Below are 22,148 nucleotides of genomic sequence, written 5' to 3'. Positions count from 1 at the left end.
CAACTCCCGCCGCAGCCCGGAATTCCGGATCGCGGCGGGAGTTTCTGGGTTTGTGGTCGTAGGATGCCCCATGGAAAGACACCCAGCCCGGCCCCGCCGCCGGGTCATTGAAAGGCTCCAGAATGATCATCGTGACCACAAACGACCTCCCGGGCTACAAGATCGACGCCGTCTTTGGCGAGGTCATGGGCCTGACGGTGCGCTCCCGGCACATCGGCGCCCAGCTCACGGCAGGCTTCCGCGCCCTCGGCGGCGGCGAACTGCCCGAGATGACCAAGGCCCTGTACGAAAGCCGCCAGGAAGTGGTCGCCCGCATGGTGGCCGAGGGGCAGGCCAAGGGCGCCAACGCGATTGTGGCCGCCCGCTTTGACACCTCCGAGATGGGACAGAACTGGACCGAGGTGTGCGCCTACGGCACGGCCGTCTTCGCCATTCCGCTCGCCGAGGGCCAGCCCGGCGCCACGGGCCAGTCGGCCTACCTGGCGGCGAACCCGCAAGCCCGGTAGCGCGCCCCGGGTAGGTGTGCGCCTCCCTACCACACCCACCCGTTAACTTGCATTGAGTGCAAAGTTGCACTTAGTGTAGTTACATGCCCCTTCCCGAAACGCCTTCCCCGGTGACACCCGTCTCCCGCCGCGAGCTGAACAAGGTGGCCACTCGCGACGCCATCGCCGGCGCGGCACTGGATTTCCTCCGTGCGCGCTCCTTCAACGAGTTCACCGTCGACGACGTCGCCGCCGCCGCCGGCGTCTCCCGGCGCACGTTCTTCAACTACTTCCCCTCCGTCGAGGCGGCCGTCGCCAGCTTCACGCAGCGCTACCTGGACGGCGTGATCGAGGAGATGGAAACCCGGCCCGTCGACGAACCCATCCTCAAATCCGCCGAGTACGCTCTTTCCGCAAGCGGCCACAGCCGCGAGCTGGCCGCCCTGGCCGAGACGTGTGCCCTCACCCAGGACCCCTCTCTGGGCCGATTCCAGCTGCAAGCCTGGGAGGCGTGCAGCGCCAAGATCACCGCCGTCGCCCGGCACCGCCTTCCGGCGGGCACCGACGAGCTGTACATCAACGCCCTGGTGGGGGCCGTCGTCGGCGGCGGCCGCGCCGCCCTCTTGGTCTGGCTCAACGAACGCGGATCCGACACGTCCGCCGAATCGGTAGCCCGGCTGCGTGATCTCCTCGGCGCCGCCGTCGCCCACGTCCGCAACGGATTCCGCTCCTAACCCCCACACCGCCCCGGCCCGCCTCCGCACGGCGCGGCCACCCAAACACAAAAGGAACCATCATGGCACATTGGCTATATCGACTCGGTCGTTTCTCGGCCAGGCGCGCCTGGCTGGTGATCACCGCCTGGGTGGTGATCCTGGGACTCGTCGGCGGTGCCGTGGCAATTTTCATGGGCACCACCAGCAACGATTTCCAGATCCCGGGCACCGAGACGCAGCAGATGGCCGACAAGCTCAAGGCCGATCTTCCGGATGCGTCCGGCGGTTCGGGCACGGTGGTGTTCACCAGCACCGACGGCAAGGCGTTCACCCCTGCGCAGGAAAAGGACATCTCCGCCGCACTGGCCACGACGACGTCCATCCCGTCGGTCAAGGGCGTTGTCGATCCTTTTGAAACCACGGCCACCCTCAACGCATCGCAGGCCAAGCTGGCCGACGGCGCCAAGGCGCTCACCGCCGGGGAGGCCCAGGCCGCGGCGGAAAAGGCGAAGCTGGACGCCGGCGCCACGGAATTGGCCGCAAGCAAGGCGCAACTGGAGGACAAGCAAAAGCAGCTGGTCGCCCAAAAAGTACAGGCTGCTGCGCTCCCCGCCGACTCCCCGCAAGCACAGGCAGCCGCCTCCCTGATTGCCGAAGCCCAAGCCAAGATCGACGCCGGCATGGCCCAGTGGCAGGCAGGCCAGGATCATCTTGTCGATGGCAAGGCCCAGTACGACGCCGGACTCGCCACCCTCGCCGCCAAGAAAGCCGAGCTGACCACGGGCCAACGCTCCGCTGACGCCGCGGCCGGCTTGCGCTTTGTCTCGGAAAACGGCAAGGCTGCCATTGCGCAGATCCAGTTCAAGGTGTCGATGGACGCGGTGACCCCGGCCAACAGGACGTTGCTGCAGGAGAAGCTGAATACGCTCGGGTCCAAGGGAGTCACCGTGGACTACAGCAAGGAAATCACCCAGGACGTGTCCGCACTGTTCGGCATCAGCGAGGTGCTCGGCATTGCCGTGGCCGCCGCCGTGCTCATCATCATGCTTGGCACCCTCATCGCCGCCGGCCTGCCGCTTCTCATGGCCCTTGTCGGTGTCGGGATTGGCGTGGGCGGCACCATGTCGCTGACGGGGGTCATCTCCATGTCCTCCATCTCCCCGATGCTTGCCCTCATGCTGGGTCTGGCGGTTGGCATTGACTACTCCCTGTTCATCGTCAACCGTCACCGCCAGCAGCTTCTGGCCGGCATGGACATGCGCGAATCCATCGCCAAGGCCACGGGCACCTCCGGCAATGCCGTGCTGTTTGCCGGCCTGACCGTGGTCATCGCCCTCGCGGCGCTGTCCGTGACGGGCCTGCCATTCCTGGCCATACTGGGACTGGCGGCCGCGGCAACCGTCGCCATTGCCGTTCTGATTGCACTGACGCTGACCCCCGCGGTCCTCTCGCTCATCGGCCGTCGGGTGATCCCCAAGCGCACCTGGGCCAAGAACGCCGCCGCGCGGACCTCGCACGACGCCGAAGCTGCCGGGCTCTCCGCCGGGGAGACCACAGCTCGCGACGACGCCAAGGATGTCGCCCGCAGCGCCCGCGGCTGGGGCGGGCTCGTCACCAAGCACCCAGTGATTTCGCTGGTCACCGCAGTGGTGGCGCTGGCCGTCATCGCCATCCCGGCCATGGGGCTTCGCCTGGCCCTGCCCGACGGCGGCTCCGAACCCGTCGATTCCAGCGCGTACAAGGCGTACACCATCACGGGCAACGACTTTGGTGAGGGCATGAACGGGCCGATCGTCGTGGTCGGTTCCCTGCCGGCGGGGCTGGACAAGGCCTCCGCCACGGAGCTGAACCTGGACGTGGCCGATCAGCTGCGCAAGGTGCACAACGTCAAGGCCGCCATCCCCCTGACGATGAGCAGCAACTTCCGCACGGCCGTCTACCAGGTCATTCCGGCTGAAGGCCCGGCAAGCTCCAGCACCGTCCAGGTGGTCCACGATCTCCGGGCCGAAGGTGTGGCCATCAAGGCCGATCACGGCGTGAGCATCGGCCTGACCGGCCAGACGGCGGCAAATGTGGATGTCTCGGCCAAGCTGGGTTCGGCGCTGCCGCCGTACCTGGCCATCGTGGTGGGGCTGTCCCTGGTCCTGTTGATCCTGGTGTTCCGCTCCATCCTGGTGCCGGTATTGGCGACGGCGGGCTTCCTCCTTTCGCTCGTGGCGGCGTTTGGCGGCGTGGTGGCGGTGTACCAGTGGGGCTGGCTGGGCGGCATCTTCGACGTCCCCAACCCCGCGGCGGTGCTCAGCTTCCTGCCGATCATCCTGATCGGCGTGCTGTTTGGCCTGGCCATGGACTACCAGGTGTTCATCGCCTCCGGCATGCGCGAGGCCTTTGTGCACGGGCAAACCGCCAGGCAGGCCGTCCGCACCGGCTTCAAGCACGCGGCGCCGGTGGTGACCGCAGCTGCCATCATCATGACCAGCGTGTTTTCCGGCTTCATCTTCTCCCATCTGACCATGGTGCGCCCGCTCGGCTTTGCCCTGGCGTTCGGCGTGCTGACCGACGCATTCTTGGTGCGCATGACGATCATCCCGGCGGCCATGCACCTGCTGGGCAAGTCGGCCTGGTGGATCCCGAAGTGGCTGGATCGGATCCTGCCCGACGTGGACGTGGAGGGAGCAAGGCTGGTTTCGCTGTCGGAAACGGGTTCCGCCGCCAAGCATGCCGATCCGGAGCCCGCGACCGCCGGCTGACGCCGCTGGATTCACGGCCGCCCGGCTGGCCGCCCTTCCGCGGCTTCCGGGCGCGGCTTCCGAGCGCGGCGCCATGCGCCGTCGCCGTCCATGTACAGCGCGCCGGCGGACTGCCACAATGGGAGGTCAATGGCCCACCAGAGACGCCGGGAGGAACATTGTGAGCGAGGACCCGCAGGCACGGCAGGAACTGTCGGCGCGCATTGAACAGCGCAGGGCGGCCCTTACGGCCTTCCTCCGCAGTGCCCGTCCGCGCAGGAACCGTCTGGCCAACATCAGCATTGTGGGCAGCGCGCTGGCGGCACTCGTCACAGTGGGTCCGGCCGCCGGCGGCACGCGGTTCACCGGCGCCGTCCAGGGCCTCTTCTCCCTCAGGGACGATTCACTCGTGTGGCGGATCCTCTGCCTGGCGGCGGTCCTGCTGTCCCTGGCAGCGGCGCTGGCCACGAACCTGGCCAACTCGCACGCCGTCGCCGACCACGTGTCGGCGGCCGAGGCCTGCAACGCCGAACTGGACGGCCTGGAAACCGCCCTGGCGTTTGGGAACCTGCCCACCGAAAACGCCGTGGACCTCTACCGGCAATACGTGGCCAAGGTGCCCTTCATCGAGGATGCCCCGCGGAGTTAGCCTGACCCGGTCCGCTAAACTGTGAGGTACGCCACGTGGACCGGCTCCAGTGCCAGCCCGCGGCGCGGACCCGCCGACTTCCCTGCCCTTGGAGCGCCCATGTCCCATCCCGTGCAGAGCATGCCCTCCCGTGGCCAGGCGCGGGCGCTGGTGCGCGAATCATGGCAGCGGTCGCGCCAGGCGCTGCCCTCGCCCGAGGCGGCCACGCCGCCGGTGGTCTGGGAAAGCCGCGAGCTCGAGGAGTTCCGCCGCGGCCACCCGCTGGCTGCCATCATGCCCGTCATCCAGCAGCTGCTGATCCAGCCCAGCCACGACACCGGACTGCTGGTTGCCGTGGGCGACGAACACGGCCGCCTGCTGTGGGTTGAGGGCGATTCCGCGGCCCGACGCAACGGCGAGCGCATCAACTTTGCCCAGGGCGCCGACTGGTCCGAGCTGGCCGCCGGAACCAGCGCCCCCGGCACCGCGCTGGTGCTCGGCCGGGGCGTCCAAATCCGGGGCGAGGAGCACTTCAACCCCGCCGTCCACTCCTGGAGCTGCACGGCCGTGCCACTGCACGACCCGGATTCCGGCGGCATCCTGGGCATCGTGGACATCACGGGCGGGATCGACGCCGTCGGCGCCAACACCCTCTCCCTGGTCCAGGCCACTGTCGCGGCGGCCGAGGCGCATCTGCGCATCCAGCGGTTGGAACGCCGGGCCGGGGAACCCCGCGGCAGCGCAGCCGGGCGGACCGCGGCGGGCGGGAAACCGGCGTCGTCCGCCAAGCCGCTCTACCGCGACAGCCTGCAGATCCTCGGCCGCGACCAGGGCCTGCTGCACCTGGCCGGCCAGGCGCTCACGCTCAGCGAACGCCACACCGAAATACTGGCCATGCTGGCATTGCACCCGGCCGGGCTCACGGCCGAGGAGCTGACCGGCATGGTCTACCCGGAGGGCACCTCGCTGACCAGCATCCGCGCCGAAATGGTCCGCCTGCGCAAGCTCCTGCACAGGCACGGGCCGTCGCTGGTCCCCGCATCGCGCCCCTACCGGCTCCCCCGCACCCTGGTGGTCGACGCCGGGCAGGTTCTCAGCTACCTGGACCGCGGGGCGCACCGGCTGGCCCTGAACATCTACAAGGGCGCCGTGCTGCCCCGCTCCGAGGCGCCCGCCCTGGGCGAACTGCGCAACCGCGTGGGACTGCTGCTGCGTGAGGCGATCCTGGGCGACGCCAGCGCCGACGTGGTTCTGGCCTACCTGCAGCTTCCCGAGGCAGCGGACGACGTCGAGGCCTGGCGCAGCGCCCTGCGCCTCCTGCCGCCGCGCTCGCCCCGGCGCGCCGCCGTCGTCGCCCATCTGGAGGCGCTCGAAGCGTAGGCCGACGGTCCCGGTGGGCGGCCTGTCGAGATCCAGGTGCTCGATGGCCGGGCTTCCCCCTCCCCGCCCGTCCCTCCCCCGCGAACGGTGGCCTGCCAAAAGTGTGACGCAGCGCATGCAACGTGGGCGCAACGTGGCCCCACGTACGCTTCAGGGCAAGGACATCGAGGTCCCCACCGCAAAGGAGTTTAGACAATGACTGTTTATGCACAGCCCGGCACCGAGGGTTCGAAGGTCACGTTCAAGGACCGCTACGAGAACTGGATCGGCGGCGAATGGGTGGCCCCCGTCAAGGGCCGGTACTTTGACAACGTCACCCCCGTGACCGGCAAGGTCTTCTGCGAGGTGGCCCGCGGCACAGCCGAGGACATCGAGCTGGCCCTGGACGCCGCGCACAAGGTCGCCCCGAGCTGGGGACAAACATCCGCCACGGAACGTGCCGCCGTGCTGAACAAAATTGCGGACAGGATTGACGCCAACGTTGAGCTGCTCGCCGTCGCGGAATCGTGGGACAACGGCAAGGCCGTCCGCGAAACCCTCAACGCGGACATCCCGCTCGCCGCGGACCACTTCCGCTACTTTGCCTCCGTGGTCCGCGCCCAGGAGGGCCGACTGACCCAGATCGACGACGACACCACGGCCTACCACTTCCACGAGCCCCTCGGGGTGGTGGGCCAGATCATCCCCTGGAACTTCCCGATCCTCATGGCCGTGTGGAAGCTGGCGCCGGCCCTCGCGGCCGGGAACGCCGTCGTGCTGAAGCCGGCCGAACAGACGCCCGCCTCCATTCTGGTCCTGATGGAGCTCCTTGCCGACATCCTGCCGGCCGGCGTGATCAACGTCGTGAACGGCTTTGGCGTGGAGGCCGGCAAGCCGCTCGCCTCCAGCAAACGCATCCGCAAGATCGCGTTCACCGGCGAGACCACCACGGGCCGGCTCATCAGCCAGTACGCCTCCCAGAACCTGATCCCGGTCACGCTGGAGCTCGGCGGCAAGAGCCCCAACATCTTCTTCAGCGACGTCATGGACAAGGATGACGCGTTCTACGACAAGGCCCTCGAGGGGTTCACGCTCTACGCCTTCAACCAGGGCGAGGTCTGCACCTGCCCGTCGCGCGCACTGGTCCAGGGCTCCATGTACGAAGCCTTCATGGCCGACGCCGTGGCCCGCACCGAGGCCATCATCCAGGGCAACCCGCTGGACACCGACACGCAGATCGGCGCGCAGGCCTCCAACGACCAGCTCGAGAAGATCCTCTCCTACATGGACATCGGCAAGCAGGAGGGCGCCAAGCTGCTCACGGGCGGCGAGCGCAACATCCTCCCCGGCGACCTCGCCGGCGGCTACTACGTCAAGCCCACCATCTTCGAGGGCACCAACGACATGCGCATCTTCCAGGAGGAGATCTTCGGCCCCGTGCTCGCCGTCACGAAGTTTGACGGCTACGCGGACGCGCTCCACATCGCCAACGATACCCTTTACGGTCTCGGCGCCGGCGTGTGGTCCCGGAACGGCAACACCGCCTACCGTGCGGGCCGCGAAATCCAGGCCGGGCGCGTGTGGGTCAACAACTACCATGCCTACCCTGCCGGCGCGGCGTTCGGCGGCTACAAGTCCTCCGGCATCGGGCGCGAAAACCACGCCATGATGCTGGACCACTACCAGCAGACCAAGAACCTGCTGGTCAGCTACAGCGAGGACAAGCTCGGCTTCTTCTAGACCGCCCGGGTGCCCGGCGCACCACCCTTCCCCGTCACCACCGCCACGGACGCTCCTTCAGTAACGGGGCACCATTCACGGATGCTCCTTCAGTAACGGGGCACCATTCACGGACGCTCCTTCAGTAACGGGGCACCATTCACGGACGCTCCTTCAGTAACGGGGCACCATTCACGGACGCTCCTTCAGCGCCCTGACCAGCACCACTTTCACGAAAGGAAATTTCATGTCAACGATGCAAGCAGCAGTAGTCAAGGAATTTGGCACGGCCCTCAGCGTTGAGGAATACCCGCTGCCCACACCCGGCCCCGGCCACGCCCTGGTCAGGCTCATCTCCAGCGGAGTCTGCCACACGGACCTGCACGCTGCCGAGGGCGACTGGCCGCTCAAGCCCAGCCCGCCGTTTGTCCCCGGCCACGAAGGCGTGGGCGAAGTGGTGGCGCTCGGCGAGGGCGTCACCTCCCTGGCCGTGGGGGACCTCGTGGGCAATGCCTGGCTGTGGACGGCCTGCGGCGGTTGTGAGTACTGCCGCACCGGGTGGGAGACGCTGTGCGAGTCCCAGCAAAACGGCGGCTACAGCGTGGACGGCTCGTTTGGCGAGTACATGCTGGTTGATGCCGCGTTCGCCCCGCGCATCCCCGATGGCGCCGACCCCGTGGAGATCGCCCCCGTGCTGTGCGCCGGCGTCACGGTCTACAAGGGCCTAAAGATGACGGAGACCCGCCCCGGACAGTGGGTCGTCATTTCCGGCATCGGCGGCCTGGGGCACATTGCCGTCCAGTACGCCGTGGCCATGGGCCTGCGCGTGGCCGCCGTCGACATTGCCGACGACAAGCTGGCTCTGGCCCGCAAGCACGGTGCCGAAATCACCGTCAACGCCCGCAACGAAGATCCGGTTGAGTCGATCCAGCGCCAGACCGGCGGCGTCCATGGCGTGCTCGTCTCCGCCGTCCACCCGGCCGCCTTTGGCCAGGCCATCGGCATGACCCGCCGCGGCGGCACCATCGTGTTCAACGGCTTGCCCCCGGGCGACTTCCCGGCACCGATCTTTGACGTGGTGCTCAAGGGACTGACCATCCGAGGCTCCATCGTGGGCACCCGCCAGGACATGGAAGAGGCCATTGACTTCTATGCCCGCGGCCTGATCCACCCCACGGTCTCCACCCGCAGCCTGGGCGAAATCAACGAAGTCCTCGATGAGATGCGCGCCGGCAAGATCGACGGCCGCGTGGTCATCAAGTACTAAACGCTCCCGCAAGACTTGGGGTAAGTTCCCAAACGCTCGGTTGCAACCGGGGAGTTTTCCCCCGACGCTGTCTCACCGCTGGCTGAATGCACCGTGCCGGTGAGGCAGCGTCGCCAGGTCGGTCCCTACCGTCCTCAAACGACAAGGAGCAGTTCAATGGCTACAAGATCAGGCATCCTCGAAGCAGGAATCACCATTTCGGGCGAAACACAGTCCAGGGTGGCGCTGAGTTCACCGGCCCTTGAACTGCTCCAAAAGTTGTGGGGCCAGCACGGACCCCTGATGTTCCACCAGTCGGGCGGCTGCTGCGACGGCTCCTCCCCCATGTGCTATCCGGCGGGGGAGTTCATCACCGCCGAGGCGGACATGCTGCTGGGACTGTTTGAACTCCCCGAATGCGGGCCGCTGGAGTTCTGGATGTCCAAGGAGCAGTTCAACTACTGGTCGCACACGCACCTGACGGTCGACGTCGTGGCCGGACGCGGCAGCGGATTCTCCGTCGAGGCCCCGGAGGGCAAGCGGTTCCTGATCCGCTCCCGCCTGATGCAAGGCTCCGCTCCCGCCATCGGTTGAGGTTGGAGATCACGACGCCTCAGGCGGAGCGCAGCGGTGGTGATCTCCAACCTCAACGGCCGGCGGCGGGGTCGTCGATGATGCCCTGCACTATCGCGCCATACTGCTGGATGAGGTCCTCGTCCGCCATTTCATCGGGGTCCAGCAGCCCGAGCACGCGGGTCCCGGCCCCCAGCCCCATGACCACGCACACCACCAGCTGCGACTTCTGCCGGGCCGGCGAGGTGTCGTCGATCTGCTCGGACATCCAGCTGATGTAGCGGTCCCGGAGTTCGGCCCGGGCGGCATCCTTGTCGGGCGCGTCCTGGACCAGCAGGGCCACCATGGACCACGGCTCCGATTCGTCGTCCTGGCGCCGGCGCAGGATCCTGCGGACCAGGGCGAACCCGAGCGGTTCGTCCTTCTCCAGCAGCACGTCCGAGCTGGGCACTTCCGGCGCGGCCGCAGCGTAGAGCTTTGCCTTGCTGCCCATCACCTTCATGACCATGGCGGGGGAATAGCCGGCGAGCGCCGCAATGTCCTTGACCGTCACGGCAGTGTAGCCCCGTTCGCCAAAAAGCTGCCGTGCGGCCTGGATGACGGCATCCCGCGTGCCGGGCCGGCCCATCACGCGCCCACGCGGGCATGCGCCGTGGCGGCCGGTTCGGGCCGCCCGCCCAGGTCCAGGTCCACGACGGCCGGCCGTGATGCCAGGAGTACCTGCACGGACTCGCTGCGCAGGCCCTCCGGGTCGAGGCCAGTGAGGATGTAGCGGCCGGCCGTGGGCAGCGGAACCTCGTACCGTCCCGACCCGTCGCTGAACGTGGACATCACAAATTCGCCCGTGGCCTTGGTCAGCGTGACCAGGGCATGGTCCAGCGCCCGTCCGCCGTCGGCCAGCATGCCGGAAAGCGTCAGCCTGACGGTGAGCTGGATGTGCTGGGTGCTGGAGGAATCCACAAAATCCAGGACCTGGGAGCTGGGGGCCCAGCCGTCGGCGCTGGAGACAATCAAGTAGCGCCCGGACGCCGGCAGGACCAGCGAGTAGCGGCCGTTGTTGTCGGCCCGGCTCCAGTCGGCCGGCTCCCCGTTGGTGTGCAGCGCGTTGACCACGGCCTGCCGGATTGGTTTCTCCCCCGCGCCGACCACGGTCCCGCTGACCACTATCTCGCTCTTCTCCGCCGGGCCGCCAGCCGCGCTGGCGGCACGAGGAACGACGCCGGCCGGCAGTCCCGCCGCGCGGGCCGCCCCTGCGGCGCCCGGAGCCGCACCCGCGGCACCCGCCTGGGCACCGCCGTCGAACGCCCCCATGGAGCCGCCCGCCAGGCCGGGGGCCGTCTGGACGCGCGGAATGAACACGGTGACGCCGATGGATAGCAGGGCCGCGAGGGCCGCGTACCAGAAAACTTCCTTGAACGCGTCCTCGGTGGGCAGCGCCAAGGGGCCGACGTGGACCACCGCGGACGTCAGGACGGCCCCGACGACGGCGGACATGGTGGAGGTGCCGACGGCGCGCAGCAGCGAGTTCAACCCGTTCGCGGACGCCGTTTCCGTGATCGGCACCGAACGCATGATCAGGGTCGGCATGGCGGCATAGGCGATGGCCGTGCCCATGCTGACCACCGTGGCGCCCAGGATCACCATCCACACCTCGCCGGTCAGGAAGACGCGCGCCACGTAGGAGACGGCCAGCACCAGCGAGCCGGCTATCAAGGTGATCTTGGCGCCGTACCGCTTGGTGATGGCCGCCGAGACCGGCGCCAGGGCCACCATCGCCAGGCCGGAGGGGATCATGCAGAGACCTGCCACCACCACGCTGAGGCCGAACCCGTAGCCGCCAATGTTGGGCAGCTGGAGCTGCTGGGTGGTGCTGAGCATGTTTGCGTACATGGAGAAGCCCACGAGGATGGAGGCGATGTTGGTCAGCAGCACGGGCTTGCGGGCGGAGGTGCGCAGGTCCACCATGGGCTGGCTGACCCGCAGTTCGTACGGGAACCACAGGGCCAAAAACACCACGGTGCCAATGAACAGCAGGATCACCGGTTCGCTGGTCCACCCCCACTGGCCGCCCTTCGATATGGCCAGCAGCAGCGCCGTCAGGGCGGCGGTCAGCAGGAGCGCGCCGACGGCGTCGAACTTGCCCCGGGTGCGCACGGCGGATTCGGGCACGATGGCCACGACGGCAATGATGAGCAGCACGCCGATGACGGCGGAAATCCAGAAGATGGCCTGCCAGCCGAGCGATTCGTAGATCACCCCGGCCAGGGGCAGGCCCAGCGCGCTGCCGATGCCGAGGGTGGCGCTCATCAGGGCGACGGCGGAGGCCACCTTTTCGCGGGGCAGCTCGTCGCGCATGATGCTGATGCCGACGGGGATGAGCGAGGCGGCCAGGCCCTGGAACGCGCGGCCGATCAAAAGCATGATGAACGTCCCGCCGGCCGCCGCGATGACGGAGCCGATGACCATGGTCACCATGGCCACCACCATCATGCGGCGTTTGCCGAACATGTCCGCGAGCCGGGAAATGATGGGCGTTGCAATGGCGCTGGTGAGCAGGGTGATGGTCACCAGCCAGGAGGAGTTGTCCGCGGACGTGTGCAGAATCTGGGGGAAGTCCGGCAGCAGCGGCACCACCATGGTCTGCTGCAGCGCCACCACGGTCCCGGCCAGGCACAGGATGGTGATGACGAGCGAGGTGCGCTTGGGTGCGGCCGGCTTTCTGTCGGCGCGGGCGGTCTCACGGACGGCCAAATGGGACGGCACGGATTTCCTTCGCAGGGTTTGGGGATGGGTGAACGCGTGTTCACCCATTCAGTGAACCACCGTTCACCGATATCCGTCAAACCGTACGACGTGCCGAGCAATCTAGGCTGGAGTCATGACCCCTGCCCTCATTCTGGCTTCCGCCTCCCCCGCCCGCACCAAGCTCCTGCACGACGCCGGCATCGCGCACCGCATAGTGGTTTCCGACGTCGACGAGGACGCCGTCACGGCTGACGCCGGCGCCCTCTCCCCCGTCGACACCGCGTTGCTGCTGGCACGGGCCAAGGCGGAATCCGTCGCCGCCGGGATCGCCGAGGGCCTGGTGCTGGGCTGCGACTCCGTCTTTGAGCTTGCCGGCGTGGCCTACGGCAAGCCCTGGGAGCCGGAGGTGGCGCGCGATCGCTGGCGCATGATGCGCGGGAACTCAGGTGTTTTGCATACCGGCCACTGGCTCATTCCGCTGGCTGGCACTGGCGCGGGCGACGCCGGAGCCCCTGTTGGGCGCGGGGCGGTCACCAGCGCCGTGGTCCGGTTTGAAGACGTGACGGATGCCGAGATTGACGCCTATGTGGCCACAGGCGAACCGCTGCAGGTGGCCGGCGCGTTCACGATCGACGGCCTGGCCGGCGCCTTCATCTCCGGCATCGAGGGCGATCCCCACACTGTGGTGGGCCTGTCGATTTCCACCCTGCGCCGGCTGTTGGCACACGCGGGCGTGTCCATCACGGACCTGTGGGCCCGGCAGCATGAAGCAGAGCCTGGATGATCACCAATGGCGCTCCACTTGGCAAGTGGAGCGCCATTTGAAACGTATGGGGTCCAGCTTCATGGGATGGCAGCAGGCCCGGATCCACCATCGGGGGACCTTGCGGAAGGGCGTTGGGCGTTCCTTCCTGTGCGCTGCCCCCGCGTCTGCGTCCGTGGATCACATGCCACGCACGGCGGGCCACCTCGCACGCCGCACGCCCCGGCGTTTTGTAGGAACCCGACAAAACCCTGCGCCGTCCCACGCCGAAACAGCATGATGCATGGGCCAAACCCTCACAATCACGCTAGGCTCAGGCGGAGAATAGAAGGAGTCCCGTGTGACCAATTCACAGCCGGCAGGCGCCAGCCCGCTCAGCAAAGTCCTGATCGCCAACCGCGGCGAAATTGCCGTCCGCATCATCCGCGCGGCCCGCGACGAGGGCATTGCCTCCGTGGCTGTCTACGCCGAACCGGACAGGGAGTCCCTGCACGTGCGCATGGCCGACGAGGCGTTCGCCCTCGGCGGCACCACCGCGGCGGAGTCCTATCTGGTCATCGACAAGATCCTTGACGCGGCCCGCCGTTCCGGCGCGGACTCCGTGCACCCCGGCTACGGCTTCCTGGCCGAAAACGCCGAGTTCGCCCAGAAGGTCATCGACGCCGGCCTGACCTGGATCGGCCCGCCCCCGGAGGCCATCGACGCACTGGGTGACAAGGTCAAGGCCCGCCACATCGCCGAAAAGGTGGGCGCGCCGCTGGTCCCGGGCACCAAGAACCCGGTCGAATCCACGCAGGAAGTCCTCGACTTCGCCGACGAGTTCGGCCTGCCGCTGGCCATCAAGGCGGCGTACGGCGGAGGCGGCCGCGGCATCAAGGTGGTCCGCAGCCGCGAGGAAATCCCCGAACTGTACGAATCCGCAGTGCGCGAGGCCGTCGCGGCGTTCGGCCGCGGCGAATGCTTTGTGGAACGCTTCCTCGACTCCCCCCGCCACGTCGAAACCCAGTGTCTGGCAGACGCGGCGGGCAACGTCGTCGTTGTTTCCACGAGGGACTGCTCGTTGCAGCGCCGCAACCAAAAGCTGGTGGAGGAGGCCCCGGCTCCGTTCCTCACCGACGAGCAAATCGCGCGGCTTTACGAATCCTCAAAGGCCATCCTGAAGGAAGCCAAATACGTTGGCGCCGGAACCTGCGAATTCCTGGTCGGCACTGACGGCACCATCTCCTTCCTGGAGGTCAACACGCGCCTGCAGGTGGAGCACACCATCTCCGAGGAAGTCACGGGGATCGACCTGGTCCGTGAGCAGTTCCGCATCGCCCGCGGCGAGGAAGTCGGCTACGGGGATCCCGAAGTCCGCGGCCATTCCTTTGAGTTCCGCATCAACGGCGAGGACCCCGGCCGCGGCTTCATGCCGGCACCGGGCACGGTCTCGCGGATCACGCTGCCCACCGGCCCCGGCATCCGTGTCGACTCCGGCATCACCGAGGGCGAAGTGGTCGGCGGCAACTTCGACTCCATGCTGGCCAAACTGATCGTCACCGGCGCCACGCGCGAACAGGCCCTCCAGCGTGCCGGCCGCGCCCTGGCCGAAATGGAAATCGGCGGCATCCCCACCGTCCTGCCGTTCGACCGAGCCGTGGTCGTGGACCCCGCCTTCGCCCCCGCCGGCGGCGCCCCGTTCACCATCCACACCCGCTGGATCGAGACGGAATTCAACAACACCATCCCCGCCTTTGACCTGGCCGCCGCCGCGGAGGCCGCGGACGACGCCGGGACGCGCCAAAGCGTGACCGTCGAGGTGGGCGGCAGGCGGCTTGAGGTGACGCTGCCGGCGTCGTTCGCCGTAGGGAACAGCGCCGGCGGGGCCGCGGCGAAGAAGGCCAAGAAGTCCGGGCGCAACCGCAATGCCGGCCCGGCGGCCGCGAACGGCAACGCGCTGACCTCGCCCATGCAGGGCACCATCGTAAAGGTGGCCGTGGCCGACGGCGACGTCGTGGCCGAGGGCGACCTGATTGTGGTCCTGGAGGCCATGAAGATGGAGCAGCCGCTCACCGCGCACCGGGCAGGCACCGTCACGGGACTCGGCGCCGCCGCCGGCGACACCGTCTCCGCCGGCGCCGTCCTGGCCACCATCGAGGACTGAGCCGCCCCACCCCGTCTGTGTTGCAGATCTTCGACCAAAACCCGCGAAAAACGCTGAATTCGGTCCTGAATTCGGTCCAAGACCTGCAACACAGATGTCAGGGCCGGGTCAGCTGACGTTGGAAACGTACTCCAGGTCGCGGGTTTCCTTCATGACCAGCAGCGCGATGAGGGTCAGGACGGCCATCGCCGAAAGGTACAGTCCCACCAGGACGGTGCTGCCGCCGGCCGCCTGCCACAGTGCCACGGACACGAACGGGGCCAGCGCGGCGCCCAGGATGCTGGACATGTTGTAGCTGACGGCGGAGCCGGTATAGCGGACGTTCGTGGGGAACAGCTCGGGCAGCAGCGCACCCATGGGCCCGAACGTGAGGCCCATCAGGGTGAAACCGATGATCAGCAGTGCCATGACCCCCACCGTGCCCGCGCCGAACAGCGGCACGAACGTGAAGCCGAAGACGATGATGGCGGCGGTGACCCACAGCAGCATCTTCCGGCGGCCGTACTTTTCAGCCAGCGGCCCGGCCACCAGCGTGAAGATGCCGAAGAACACGACACCGACGATCAGCATGATCAGGAACTCGTTGCGCGTGTACCCCAGTCCGGCCACGAAGTTGTTGATGGCCTCCGGCGTCATGGTCTTCCCCGCTGCGGCGGCCTTCGCCTTGGCTGCCTCCAGCGTGGCCGGCGCGGTCCCGTAGGAGAGCGTGAACGTGGTCATCAGGTAGAACACCACATAGGTGGCCAGCATGACGAAGGTGCCCAGGATGAGCGGGCGCCAGCTCGTCGAAAAGACGCGTCCCACGGGCAGCTTGGACACCTCGCCCTGATCGATGACTCTTTGGAAGGCCGGGGTTTCCACCAGTTTGAGGCGGACCCACAGCCCGATGATGACCATGACGGCGCTGAGCAGGAACGGCAGGCGCCAACCCCAGGCGGCGAACTGCGCGGTGGTCAGCGTGAAGCTGAGGGCCAGGAAGATGCCGTTGGCCAGGATGAAGCCGATGGGGGCGCCCATCTGTGGGAAGGTTCCCCAGATGGCGCGCTTGCCCTCCGGGGCGTTTTCGGTGGCCAGCAGCGCCGCCCCGCTCCACTCCCCGCCCAGGGCCAGGCCCTGCATGAAGCGCATGACCACCAGCAGCGCCGGGGCCCAGAACGTCCAGCCGGGCACCAGCGCCGTCGGCAGGCAGCCGATCAGGAACGTCGCGACGCCCATGGTCAGCAGCGACGCCACCAGGGTGCCCTTGCGGCCCACCTTGTCGCCAAAGTGGCCGAAGATGATGGAGCCCAGCGGGCGGGCGACGAATGCGACGCCGAAGATCGCGAAGGAGCTCAGCAGCTGCGTGGTGACGTCGGCGTTGGGGAAGAACAACGCGGGGAAGACCAGGACGGCAGCCGTGGCGTACACGTAAAAGTCGTAAAACTCGATGGTGGTGCCGATCAGGCTGGCCACGATCACGCGGCCGCGCGTGTTGGCCGTGTCCGGATTGGGGACCGCGATTGGCGCCGCGGTGTGGGGGATGCTCATAAAAGTGACTTTCGGATGGTTCCTGTGCGGGCGTCGCGGGCCGCACAAGGACCCCACCCACACCCTTGTTCCTTGATCCTATCGAGCCGCGTCCACGCAATGGACAATCCATCTTGCTATGTGGACGGTCATTGACGCGCCCTCACTACTGCCCGAACCGATGGTGAGCGGGATGTCACAGGGAGTTCACACCGGGTGACCACGTCGGAAACGGCGGTTCCATAGCCTCGGATGCAGGAACACTCATTCAACGCTGGAGGTTACTCGTGAACGTCGACGCAACTACGGAGCCGGCCTACGCCACCGGGGCGCCCACCAGGACTCCGGCAAGGGGCCGGTGGATCCACGGCTGGGACGCCGAGGACGTGCAGCAATGGGAGGGCGGCGGCCGCACCATTGCGCAAAGGAACCTGCGCTGGTCCATCGCCTGCGAATTCCTCGGCTTTGTGGTCTGGCAGCTGTGGTCGATCGTGGTGGTGTACCTGCCCGCAGCCGGCTTCCACTTCAGCTCCTCCGAACTCTTTTGGCTGATTTCCGTCCCGTCCCTGGTGGGCGCCACGTTGCGCATCCCCTACACCTTCATGGTGGCGCGCTTCGGAGGCCGTAACTGGACCGTCGTCTCCGCACTTCTGCTGCTGGCCCCCACGACGGGACTGGCCGTTTGCGTGGCCAACCCGGGCACCCCGTTCGGTGCCATGCTGGCCGTTGCCGCGCTGGCCGGCCTGGGCGGCGGCAACTTCGCCAGTTCCATGGCCAACATCACCTACTTCTTCCCGGCTCGCGAGAAGGGATGGGCGCTGGGACTTAACGCTGCCGGCGGGAACCTTGGGGCCGCCGTCGCACAGCTCATGGTCCCGGTGGCCGTCACGGCGTTTGCGGCGGGCGCACTCAAGCTGCCGCTGGCTGGCCTGTTGTGGGTGCCGCTGATCCTGGTCGCCGCGTGGGGCGCCTGGAAATGCATGGACAACCTCTCCAGCGCGAAGTCAGACATCGCGGGCTCGCTGGCCTGCCTCAGGGAACCCCATCTGTGGATCCTGGCCCTGCTCTACGTGGGCACCTTCGGCTCGTTCATCGGCTTTTCCGCCGTGTTCCCCAAGCTGATCGTGGACACCTTCGGCCCGCACGTCGGGTTCAGTCTCGGCACCGCCACCATCTCGCTGGCCTTCCTGGGCGCGCTGGTCGGTTCGCTGGCCCGGCCCTGGGGCGGCAGGCTGGCCGACCGCTGGGGCGGCGCGCGCGTCACGGTGGCCTGCTTCGCCGTCCTGGCCCTCACCGCCCTGACGCAAATGCTGACGCTCCCGCTGGGCAGCTTCCCGCTGTTCATCGGCCTGTTCCTGGTCCTGTTTGCGGCCGCCGGCGCCGGCAACGGCTCCACATACCGCATGATCCCGGTGGTCTTCGCCATCCGCGCGCGCAGCCAGGACGCACGCACCCAGGGCGCGGTCAGCCAGGGCGCGGTCAGTGCGGCCCGCCGCGCGTCGGCCGCACTCGGCCTGATTTCCGCCCTCGGCGCGTATGGCGGCTTCCTGGTCCCGCAGGTCCTCAACGCGTCCCGACTGGCCAGCGGCAGTTATGCCGGCGCCTTCATCGGGTTCGTGGCCGCATACCTGCTGCTCATGGGCCTGACGTGGTTTGTGTACCTGCGCCGCTCCCCCACCTCGCTGGCCGGCGTCTGATGGGCGCGGCCACGGGCACGGCCACCCACTGCCCCTACTGCTCGCTCCAGTGCGCCATGACCGTGACGCCGGGAGCAGGCGCACCGGGGATTGCCGGCCGCGACTTCCCCACCAACCGCGGCGGGCTGTGCCGCAAGGGCTGGACCGCGGCGGCCCTCCTGGGCCACCCGGAACGGCTCACCACCCCCCTCCTGAGAGCGGACGACGGCGTGCTGCGCCCCGCCAGCTGGGACGCCGCCCTCGGGAGGGTGGCCGCGCAGGTCCTGGCGACCCGCGCGGCCTACGGCGCGGACGCCGTCGGCGTGTTTGGCGGCGGAGGGCTCACCAATGAAAAGGCCTACCAGCTGGGCAAGTTTGCCCGGCTGGCACTGGGGACCTCGCGGATCGACTACAACGGCAGGTTCTGCATGGCCTCGGCCGCGGCGGCCGGCAACCGCGCCTTCGGCGTGGACCGCGGCCTGCCGTTCCCCGTGGCGGACCTGGACACGGCCCACACCATCCTTCTCCTGGGCTCCAACGTGGCCGAGACCATGCCCCCGTTTGTCCAGCACCTGCAGGGCGCCCGGGCGTCCGGCGGCCTGGTGGTGGTGGACCCCCGCCGCACCGCCACCGCGGACTTCACGGCCGACGGCGCGGGCCTGCACCTGCAGCCCGTCCCGGCCACGGACCTGGCGCTGCTGCTGGGCCTGTGCCACATCGTGATCCACGACGGCCTGGCCGACCGGGCCTACATCGCCGCCCGGACCACCGGCTACGCCGCGCTGGCCCGAAGCGTTGTCGCCTGGTGGCCGGAACGGACCAGCAGTGTCACCGGCATCCCCGTGGCGCAGCTTCGCGAAACGGCCCGGCTGCTGGCCGACGGCGCCCGCAGCGGCGGCAGCTACATCCTCACCGGCCGCGGCGTGGAACAGCACGTGGACGGCACCGACACCGCCACGGCGGCCATCAACCTGGCCCTCCTGTTGGGCCTGCCCGGCTCCGCGCACAGTGGCTACGGCACGCTGACGGGCCAGGGCAACGGGCAGGGCGGGCGCGAACACGGACAGAAGGCGGACCAGCTGCCCGGCTACCGCAAGATCACCGACCCGGCCGCCCGCGCGCACGTCGCCGGGATCTGGGGCGTCGAGGACGCGGCGATCCCCGGGCCGGGGCTTCCGGCCGTCGAGCTTCTGGCGTCGCTGGGACAGCCCGGCGGGGTACGGACGTTCTTTGTGCACGGCGCCAACCCGGCCGTGTCCGCACCGGATTCCACCCGGGTCGCCTCCGGGCTGCGCCGCCTGGACTTGCTGGTGGTGTGCGACTTTTTCCTGTCCGAGACGGCGGCGCTGGCGGACGTGGTGCTGCCCGTGCTGCAGTGGGCCGAGGAGGACGGCACCGTCACCAACCTGGAGGGCCGCGTGCTGCGCCGCCGGGCCGCCGTCGCGCCGCCGCCGGGGGCACGTTCCGAGCTGTGGATCATGGCGGAACTGGCGGCCAGGCTCGGCGCCCCGTCCACCTTCAGCGCCGATCCCGAGGTCGTCTTTACGGAGCTGCGCGCGGCGTCGGCCGGCGGGCTGGCCGACTACTCCGGCATCGACTACCCGCTGCTGGATGCCGGGGAGGCCGCATTCTGGCCCTACCCCGCCGGCAGCACGGGTACCCCGCGGCTCTTCCTGGACGACTTTGCGCACGACGGCGGCCGGGCCGTCCTGGCCCCCGTCTCCCCCGCCGCCGGGGCCCGGGACGCGTTGTTTGGGGGCGGCGCCGCCGGCGGCCCGGCCACGTTGGCCCTGGCCACGGGGCGCCTGCTGGAGCACTATCAGTCCGGCGCCCAGACGCGGCGCGTGCCGGAGCTCGCCGCCGCCCGACCGGCCGCCCGGCTGCTCATCCATCCCGCGGCGGCCGCGGCCCGGGACATCGCCGACGGCGGGCCCGTCACCGTGGCCAACGACCGCGGCGAGGTGCACTGCACCGCCGAATACAGCACGGCCCAGCGCCTGGACACCGTGTTCCTGCCGTTCCACTTCCCGGGCTTGCAAGGCGCCAACCTGCTGACCTCCTCCGCCACCGACCCCGTGTCCGGGATGCCGGAGTTCAAGACCAGCTCCGTGACGGTGTCCCCCGCCCCCACGGAAATGTCAGGCATCGTGGGCACCCCGCGCGCCGAAAGGAAAATCCCATGAGGGAGGCCACGGCATCGACGGCCGGAATGGCACGCACAGGGGCTCCGCACATTGTCGTCATTGGCTTCGGACCGGTGGCCTCCCGGCTGGTGGACGAACTGCTGCCGGCCGTCCGTTCCGGCGATCTTGCCGTCACGGTGGTGGGCGACGAGCCGCACGCCGCCTACAACCGTGTCCTGGTTGCCGACCTTGGCGTGGGCCGGACCACGGTGGATGACATCGCGCTGGCGGACACGGCGGAACTGGAGGCGGCCGGCGTCGTGCTTCAGCTGGGACGCTGCGTGCGGCGCGTGGACCGCGCCCGCCGGCTGGTCCACCTCTCCGACGGCCGGGACGTGCACTACGACAGGCTGGTCTTCGCCACCGGTTCCCGGCCCGTGGTGCCCAATCTCCGTGGGCTCAATGCGGACCCGCAGCTGCCGGTTTCCCTGCCGGCCGGGGTCATCACGCTGCGCGACCTCAAGGACGCCGCCGCCCTGCGCCGCGCTGTCCTGGACGGCCGGCGCGTGGTGGTGCTGGGCGGCGGGATCCTGGGCCTGGAGGCGGCACTGGCCGCGGCGGAGGAAGGCGCCCGCGTCGCGGTGGTCCACCACGGAGCCCACGCGTTGGCCCGCAGCATCGACGCCGACGCCGGCAGGGTCTTGGCGGCGGCGCTGCGGGACCGCGGCGTCACAGTGGCCTCCGACGCCCGTTCGACGGCGGTGGTCCTGGGCGCCGCGGCGGCGGCAGCGCCCGCGGAACCGTCCTTTTCGGCCCTCGAGCTCGACGGCGGCGGGCGCATTTCCGGGGACCTTCTGGTCCTCTCCTGCGGCGTGCGTCCGCGGACCGAGGTGGCTGCCGGTTGCGGCCTGCGGACGGACCGCGGCATCCTGGTGGACCACGCCCTGCAGGCACACCACGACCCTCACGTGTTCGCCATCGGCGACTGCGCCGAGGTCCACTGCCTTGACACCAACTGCCTGCAGTGCCGCGACAGCGCCGGCCCGCTGGGCATGATCGGGCCGGGATGGCGTCAGGCGGAATGGCTGGCCGCGTTTCTGGTCCGGCCCGAAACACCCGCTCCGCCGCTCCCCGCCGAACCGGCGCCCGTCATGCTGCTGAAGGCCCGCGGCGTCGACGTGGCGGCCGCCGGGAGCGTTGCCGCCGGGCCGTTCGACGCCCTTCCCGGGGATCCTGGTGGCGCGCACCCCGGTGGGGGCGGCGCGCCGCTGCGGGTCGCCGTGTGGGCGGATCCCGATCACGGCAAGTACGTGAAGATGGCCACCCGTGGCGGCGTGCTGGAGGGGTTCGTCAGCGTGGGCATGCCGCGGGCGGCCGCCGAACTGGTGCTGCTGTTTGAACGCCGCGCCGAACTCCCCGCGGACCGTTCGGCGCTGCTGGTCCTGGACAGCGCGGGCCCGGCGGCCGCGGCCCCCAGCGATCCTTCACGGACGGTCTGCCGCTGCGCCGGCGTCGACCAGCAGACCATTGCCGGTGCCATCGTGGACGGCTGCGGGACCGTGTCCGACGTGTCCGCCCAGACCCGGGCCGGCACCGGCTGTGGCGGCTGCCACGGCGACGTGCGGGCCCTGATCGAGGAGCATTTTCAGGCCGCGCCCGCCTAGCCCCACTTCCGTGGCGGACACCGCACGGTCCACGCCGCTCGTCACGGCCTTTGGTGCAGGGTCCGCCCCAAGG

At 68.9% G+C, this 22,148-nt stretch carries 16 protein-coding genes; 13 read left to right on the top strand and 3 right to left on the bottom strand.

Going from position 1 to position 22,148, the window contains the following annotated elements; all coding sequences use genetic code 11:
• Positions 1–122: 122 nt before the first annotated feature.
• The 8 genes from DMB86_RS07350 (at position 123) to DMB86_RS07315 (ending at position 9,476) form a co-directional block, all read left to right on the top strand.
• Positions 123–506 (top strand): YbjQ family protein, encoded by a 384-nt coding sequence (locus tag DMB86_RS07350; protein ID WP_113717203.1) that lies wholly within the window; start codon positions 123–125, stop codon positions 504–506.
• A gap of 83 nt (positions 507–589) precedes the next feature.
• Complete coding sequence (locus tag DMB86_RS07345; protein WP_113717202.1) at positions 590–1,219, top strand: TetR family transcriptional regulator; 630 nt, start codon at positions 590–592, stop codon at positions 1,217–1,219.
• Positions 1,220–1,281: 62 nt separating this feature from the next.
• Positions 1,282–3,951, top strand: coding sequence for an MMPL family transporter (locus DMB86_RS07340; protein ID WP_113717201.1), 2,670 nt, complete (start codon positions 1,282–1,284; stop codon positions 3,949–3,951).
• Between the two features lie 160 nt (positions 3,952–4,111).
• Positions 4,112–4,579: a hypothetical protein gene (locus DMB86_RS07335; protein ID WP_113717200.1), complete on the top strand. Its 468-nt coding sequence runs from the start codon at positions 4,112–4,114 to the stop codon at positions 4,577–4,579.
• A 99-nt stretch (positions 4,580–4,678) separates the two neighbouring features.
• Positions 4,679–5,938 (top strand): sigma-54-dependent transcriptional regulator family protein, encoded by a 1,260-nt coding sequence (locus tag DMB86_RS07330; protein WP_113717199.1) that lies wholly within the window; start codon positions 4,679–4,681, stop codon positions 5,936–5,938.
• A gap of 195 nt (positions 5,939–6,133) precedes the next feature.
• A complete protein-coding gene (gene exaC, locus DMB86_RS07325; RefSeq protein WP_113717198.1) occupies positions 6,134–7,657 on the top strand; it encodes an acetaldehyde dehydrogenase ExaC in 1,524 nt (507 codons plus the stop codon).
• Positions 7,658–7,892: 235 nt separating this feature from the next.
• Positions 7,893–8,903: an alcohol dehydrogenase AdhP gene (gene adhP / locus DMB86_RS07320; protein WP_113719404.1), complete on the top strand. Its 1,011-nt coding sequence runs from the start codon at positions 7,893–7,895 to the stop codon at positions 8,901–8,903.
• 156 nt (positions 8,904–9,059) lie between these two features.
• A complete protein-coding gene (locus tag DMB86_RS07315) occupies positions 9,060–9,476 on the top strand; it encodes a DUF779 domain-containing protein (RefSeq protein ID WP_113717197.1) in 417 nt (138 codons plus the stop codon).
• Between the two features lie 52 nt (positions 9,477–9,528).
• Here the strand turns inward: DMB86_RS07315 and DMB86_RS07310 are convergent, their stop codons facing one another.
• Both DMB86_RS07310 and DMB86_RS07305 read right to left on the bottom strand, forming a co-directional pair.
• Positions 9,529–10,083 carry a TetR/AcrR family transcriptional regulator gene (locus DMB86_RS07310; protein ID WP_113717196.1) on the bottom strand — a complete coding sequence of 185 codons (555 nt, stop codon included), beginning with the start codon at positions 10,081–10,083 and terminating at the stop codon, positions 9,529–9,531.
• Entirely contained in the window at positions 10,083–12,218 is a 2,136-nt protein-coding gene (locus DMB86_RS07305) for an MFS transporter (protein ID WP_227878654.1), read from the bottom strand. The genes DMB86_RS07310 and DMB86_RS07305 overlap by 1 nt, the downstream gene beginning before the upstream one ends.
• Positions 12,219–12,333: 115 nt before the next feature.
• On the opposite strand from DMB86_RS07305, the gene DMB86_RS07300 reads away from it, so the two are divergent.
• Complete coding sequence (locus DMB86_RS07300) at positions 12,334–12,984, top strand: Maf family protein (protein WP_113717194.1); 651 nt, start codon at positions 12,334–12,336, stop codon at positions 12,982–12,984.
• Between the two features lie 319 nt (positions 12,985–13,303).
• The gene (locus tag DMB86_RS07295; protein WP_113717193.1) at positions 13,304–15,106 is read left to right on the top strand and encodes an acetyl/propionyl/methylcrotonyl-CoA carboxylase subunit alpha; all 1,803 of its coding nucleotides are present in this window, start codon (positions 13,304–13,306) and stop codon (positions 15,104–15,106) included.
• Positions 15,107–15,214: 108 nt separating this feature from the next.
• Here DMB86_RS07295 and DMB86_RS07290 read toward each other — a convergent pair whose 3' ends face one another.
• Positions 15,215–16,633 (bottom strand): MFS transporter, encoded by a 1,419-nt coding sequence (locus DMB86_RS07290; RefSeq protein WP_113717192.1) that lies wholly within the window; start codon positions 16,631–16,633, stop codon positions 15,215–15,217.
• Positions 16,634–16,899: 266 nt separating this feature from the next.
• Here DMB86_RS07290 and DMB86_RS07285 point away from each other — a divergent pair, with 266 nt between their 5' ends.
• From DMB86_RS07285 to DMB86_RS07275, 3 genes are read left to right on the top strand one after another with little or no spacing between them, the layout of a single operon-like run.
• The gene (locus DMB86_RS07285; RefSeq protein ID WP_113717191.1) at positions 16,900–18,309 is read left to right on the top strand and encodes an MFS transporter; all 1,410 of its coding nucleotides are present in this window, start codon (positions 16,900–16,902) and stop codon (positions 18,307–18,309) included.
• Positions 18,309–20,471, top strand: a complete 2,163-nt coding sequence (locus tag DMB86_RS07280) for a molybdopterin oxidoreductase family protein (RefSeq protein WP_113717190.1) — start codon at positions 18,309–18,311, stop codon at positions 20,469–20,471. Before DMB86_RS07285 ends, DMB86_RS07280 begins: the two co-directional genes overlap by 1 nt.
• Positions 20,468–22,075 carry an FAD-dependent oxidoreductase gene (locus tag DMB86_RS07275; RefSeq protein ID WP_227878653.1) on the top strand — a complete coding sequence of 536 codons (1,608 nt, stop codon included), beginning with the start codon at positions 20,468–20,470 and terminating at the stop codon, positions 22,073–22,075. The genes DMB86_RS07280 and DMB86_RS07275 overlap by 4 nt, the downstream gene beginning before the upstream one ends.
• The last annotated feature ends 73 nt before the right edge of the window (positions 22,076–22,148 follow it).

This window comes from Arthrobacter dokdonellae (genome assembly GCF_003268655.1).
Taxonomy (GTDB): domain Bacteria; phylum Actinomycetota; class Actinomycetes; order Actinomycetales; family Micrococcaceae; genus Specibacter; species Specibacter dokdonellae.
The sequence above is the reverse complement of the archived record's forward strand: the minus strand, read 5'-3'. Positions and strand labels throughout refer to the sequence as shown.

What these genes read in the sequence shown, in the direction of transcription:
- adhP (WP_113719404.1), top strand. Translation starts at nt 7,893, where the DNA reads ATGCAAGCAGCAGTAGTCAAGGAATTTGGCACGGCCCTCAGCGTTGAG.
- exaC (WP_113717198.1), top strand. Translation starts at nt 6,134, where the DNA reads ATGACTGTTTATGCACAGCCCGGCACCGAGGGTTCGAAGGTCACGTTC.
- DMB86_RS07280 (WP_113717190.1), top strand. Translation starts at nt 18,309, where the DNA reads ATGGGCGCGGCCACGGGCACGGCCACCCACTGCCCCTACTGCTCGCTC.
- DMB86_RS07310 (WP_113717196.1), bottom strand. Translation starts at nt 10,083, where the DNA reads ATGGGCCGGCCCGGCACGCGGGATGCCGTCATCCAGGCCGCACGGCAG.
- DMB86_RS07290 (WP_113717192.1), bottom strand. Translation starts at nt 16,633, where the DNA reads ATGAGCATCCCCCACACCGCGGCGCCAATCGCGGTCCCCAATCCGGAC.
- DMB86_RS07330 (WP_113717199.1), top strand. Translation starts at nt 4,679, where the DNA reads ATGTCCCATCCCGTGCAGAGCATGCCCTCCCGTGGCCAGGCGCGGGCG.
- DMB86_RS07315 (WP_113717197.1), top strand. Translation starts at nt 9,060, where the DNA reads ATGGCTACAAGATCAGGCATCCTCGAAGCAGGAATCACCATTTCGGGC.
- DMB86_RS07340 (WP_113717201.1), top strand. Translation starts at nt 1,282, where the DNA reads ATGGCACATTGGCTATATCGACTCGGTCGTTTCTCGGCCAGGCGCGCC.
- DMB86_RS07350 (WP_113717203.1), top strand. Translation starts at nt 123, where the DNA reads ATGATCATCGTGACCACAAACGACCTCCCGGGCTACAAGATCGACGCC.
- DMB86_RS07345 (WP_113717202.1), top strand. Translation starts at nt 590, where the DNA reads ATGCCCCTTCCCGAAACGCCTTCCCCGGTGACACCCGTCTCCCGCCGC.
- DMB86_RS07300 (WP_113717194.1), top strand. Translation starts at nt 12,334, where the DNA reads ATGACCCCTGCCCTCATTCTGGCTTCCGCCTCCCCCGCCCGCACCAAG.
- DMB86_RS07275 (WP_227878653.1), top strand. Translation starts at nt 20,468, where the DNA reads ATGAGGGAGGCCACGGCATCGACGGCCGGAATGGCACGCACAGGGGCT.